A 2,948-nucleotide genomic window follows, 5' to 3' on the forward strand; every position below is an offset into this window, starting at 1 on the left:
CCGGCGCGAGACGTGGATCTGTTCGATGGCGGTGGCACTGCGGCCGATGTCGTCCCAGGCAGCCAGTTCATCGAGGATCTGGCGGCTGCCGTAGGAAAGGGCAATGGTGCGCGGGTCAGCGGCGGCTTGTTCAGGAGACTTCATGTCCACCAGCGCGATGCGTGCGGCGGACAACTGGCGGCGCGCCAAGAGGCCGGCCACGCTCTGGCCGACCGGGCCACCGCCGCAGATGATGAGGTCGAAATCGACGGATTCCATGATGCCGGGAAATGCCTTCTGCAGAAGATTCAGGAAGGCCTCATTGTAGCGGAGCCGCGCCGGCCGGGCTTGATCCGGCGCATGCGCGGCCTTGGGGGAGACGGGCGCTTAAGCCTGGCGCATCAGCGCTTCAATGTCATCGACCTTGGTGGGCACGCCCGTGGTCAGCAATTCGCAGCCGGAGGGGGTGACGTGCGCATCATCCTCGATGCGGATGCCGATGTTCCAGAACTGCTCCGGCACGCCCTCGCCCGGACGCACGTAGATGCCCGGTTCGATGGTCAGCACCATGCCGGGCTGCAGCGTGCGCCACGGCTTGCTGCCATCGGCGGTGGCGGGGTCGCGGTAGTCGCCCACGTCATGCACATCCATGCCCAGCCAGTGGCCGGTGCGATGCATGTAGAACTGGCGATAGTCACCTTTTTCGATCACGTCTTCCAGCGAGCCGACCTTGGATTTGTCCAGCAGGCCCGTGTCGAGCATGCCCTGCGCCAGCACGCGCACGGCGGCGTCATGGCCATCCATGAAACGCTTGCCCGGTGCGGTCTCCGCGATGGCGGCAGATTGCGCGGCCAGCACGATCTCGTAGAGCGCCTTCTGCGGGCCGCTGAACTTGCCATTGGCCGGGAAGGTGCGGGTGATGTCGGCGGCGTAGCTGTCCAGTTCGCAGCCGGCGTCGATCAGGACCAGGTCGCCGTCCTTGATTTCGGCGTCGCCCGCGCGATAGTGCAGCACGCAGCTGTTGCCACCGGTGGCGACGATGGAGCCATAGGCCGGATACTGCGAACCGTTGCGGCGGAATTCGTGCAGCAGTTCGGCTTCCAGGTGATATTCACGCAGGCCGGGACGGCAGATGCGCATGGCGCGGCAATGTGCTTCGGCGGAAATGATGCCGGCGCGCTTCATCACGTCGATCTCGTAGGCGTCCTTGAAGAGGCGCATGTCATCGAGCAGCACGCTCACATCGACCACCGCGCCGGGCGCGGACACGCCACTGCGGGCCAGTGCGCGCACGCCCTGCAGCCAGCGCTGCAGCTGGGCATCGCGCTGGTTGTCCTGGCCCAGCGCGTAATAGACGGCGCGGGCGTCGGAGAGCAGGGCGGGCATGTTCTTGTCCAGTTCCTCGATGGGGTGGGCTGCATCGAGCGCGAAGAGCTGCTGCGCGGCCTGCGGGCCGTGGCGGTAGCCGTCCCAGATCTCGCGTTCCAGGTTCTTGTCGCGGCAGAACAGGATGCTGCGGTTTTCCTTGCCGGCCACCAGTACGAGTACCGCTTCGGGTTCGGTGAAGCCGGTCAGGTAGTAGAAGTAGCTGTCGTGGCGATACGGATAATCGGCATCGCGATTGCGCATCACCTCGGGTGCGGTCGGGATGATGGCCACGCCGCCCCCGGCTTGTTGCAGGCTGGCCAGCAGGCGTGCGCGGCGGGCGGCGAAGGGGGTGGCGTCGAAGCTCATGGTCGGGTTCCTTGCGGTGGCAGGTTCAGTGCTTCCAGTTGATCGATGGTGCCTACGTTGTGCCAGTCGCCGCGATACACATCGCCGCCGATGCGGCCCTGGTCGGCGTACTGGCGCAGCAGCGGCCCCAGCTTGGCGTGGCTGCCGGGTGCGATGCCATCGAACATCTCGGGGCGGTACACGCCGATGTTGGCAAAGGTCAGCTTGGGCTGGCCCTCGTTGGCGATGGCGAAGTTGCTCAATGCGAAATCACCCTCGGGATGGAAGGGCGGATTCTTGACCAGGTACAGCCAGGCCAGGTCACGCTTGTCATGCGGCAGCGGATTGCCCCACGGGTCCTCGTCTTCCAGCACGGTCAGCAGTTCGCTGTAGTCGAAGTGCGGGCACCAGATGTCGCCGGAGACCGCTATGAAAGCTTCTTCACCCAGCAGGTGGCGGGCCTGGGCGATACCGCCTGCCGTTTCCAGCGCGGTCGTTTCGGGTGAATAAAAGAGCTTTGCGCCATAACGGCTGCCGTCACCGAGGGTGTCTTCGATCATCTGGCCCAGGTGGGCGTGATTGATGACGATCTCGGTGATGCCGGCGCGTACCAGCGAGAGGATCTGCCAGACGATCAGCGGGCGGCCACGTACTTTCAGCAGCGGCTTGGGGCAGGTATCGGTCAGCGGACGCATGCGCTCGCCGCGGCCGGCTGCGAAGATCATGGCTTTCATGCAGGGCGCCTCAGAAGGTGTAGCCGAACTTGGGCGCGTGTTCCTGTTCGAGCTTCTCGATCAGGCGCACCAGCGGCGTGAAGGCCACGTAGCGGCGCGCGGTCTTGAGGGTGTATTCCATCACCAGCGGGATGTCCTTCAGGTAGCCATCCTTGCCGTCGCGATGCCACAGGCGCGCGAAGATGCCCAGCACCTTCAGGTGGCGCTGCAGGCCCATCCATTCGAAGTCGCGGTAGAAGGTATCGATGTCGGGCGTGACCGGCAGGCCGGCGCGGCGCGCCTTTTCCCAGTAGCGGATGGCCCAGTCCAGCACCATTTCCTCATCCCACTGGATGTAGGCGTCGCGCAGCAGCGAGACCAGGTCGTAGGTGATGGGACCGTAGACCGCATCCTGGAAGTCCAGGATGCCCGGGTTGCCCTTGGGCAGCACCATCAGGTTGCGCGAGTGGTAGTCGCTGTGCACGTAGACCTGGGGCTGCGCCAGGTTGTTGGCCAGGATAGCGTCGAAGGTCTTGTCCAGCA

The 2,948-nt window shown here is 65.0% G+C and carries 3 protein-coding genes and 1 pseudogene; all 4 read right to left on the bottom strand.

Features of this window, described 5'->3' with window-relative positions; all coding sequences use genetic code 11:
• A pseudogene (locus B3873_RS02780) lies at nt 1–258 on the bottom strand (2-octaprenyl-6-methoxyphenyl hydroxylase); the annotation flags it as partial.
• Between the two features lie 108 nt (nt 259–366).
• Nucleotides 367–1,713, bottom strand: a complete 1,347-nt coding sequence (pepP, locus tag B3873_RS02785) for a Xaa-Pro aminopeptidase (protein ID WP_286863919.1) — start codon at nt 1,711–1,713, stop codon at nt 367–369.
• Nucleotides 1,710–2,426 (bottom strand): N-acetylmuramate alpha-1-phosphate uridylyltransferase MurU, encoded by a 717-nt coding sequence (murU, locus tag B3873_RS02790; protein ID WP_286863920.1) that lies wholly within the window; start codon nt 2,424–2,426, stop codon nt 1,710–1,712. The genes pepP and murU overlap by 4 nt, the downstream gene beginning before the upstream one ends.
• Before the next feature lie 10 nt (nt 2,427–2,436).
• Nucleotides 2,437–2,948: aminoglycoside phosphotransferase family protein (locus B3873_RS02795; protein ID WP_286863921.1), on the bottom strand; the 512-nt coding region annotated here is incomplete at its 5' end.

The sequence above is a fragment of the Herbaspirillum sp. UBA812 genome (assembly GCF_002296545.1).
GTDB lineage: Bacteria > Pseudomonadota > Gammaproteobacteria > Burkholderiales > Burkholderiaceae_D > Herbaspirillum > Herbaspirillum huttiense.

Bases quoted from the DNA above. Each gene is read 5' to 3' on its own strand.
- murU (WP_286863920.1), bottom strand. From the start codon at position 2,426: ATGAAAGCCATGATCTTCGCAGCCGGCCGCGGCGAGCGCATGCGTCCG.
- pepP (WP_286863919.1), bottom strand. From the start codon at position 1,713: ATGAGCTTCGACGCCACCCCCTTCGCCGCCCGCCGCGCACGCCTGCTG.